The following is a 558-nucleotide window of genomic DNA, read 5'->3' as shown; positions in this document are numbered from 1 at the left end:
CTGCGCACGCCTGAAACTGAATTATGACGGCTATCATTTCAGCTTTAAGTCACCGGGGATGTATAATCCTTTCAGCCTTCTGAATACCTTTGCCAATATGCAGATAGATAATTACTGGTTTGCTACGGGTACGCCTACATATTTGGTTGAACTGATGAAGCTGCATAACTACAATGTTGAGGAGATAGAAGACATCGTGACCAGCGGTCCTGTTCTTGATTCCATAGATGCGGCATCCACTGACCCGGTTCCTGTAATCTATCAGAGCGGTTATCTGACAATAAAGGGATATAATGAAGAATTTGAGAACTACACTCTCGGCTTTCCTAACCGCGAAGTTGAGCAGGGTTTCTTCCGTTTCCTTCTTCCCAATTATGCCTCTGTCAGCGTAACAAAATCCCCATACGAGATACAGCGTTTCGTAACCGACGTGCGCAAAGGTGATGTGGATTCATTCCTGAGCCGCCTGCAGACTTTCTTCGATGATATACCATACGAACTTGCGCCACGCGACCGTGAAGTACACTATCAGAACATTCTCTACATAGTGTTCAAGCT

Annotated in this window: 1 pseudogene; it reads left to right on the top strand. The window is 45.2% G+C overall.

Features of this window, described 5'->3' with window-relative positions:
• Positions 1–558: pseudogene (locus H6A27_RS14580) on the top strand (AAA family ATPase); the annotation flags it as partial.

This window comes from Bacteroides caecigallinarum (assembly GCF_016902295.1).
Taxonomy (GTDB): domain Bacteria; phylum Bacteroidota; class Bacteroidia; order Bacteroidales; family Bacteroidaceae; genus Phocaeicola; species Phocaeicola caecigallinarum_A.
Note: the sequence above shows the minus strand (reverse complement) of the source record. Positions and strands in the feature narration are given on the sequence as shown.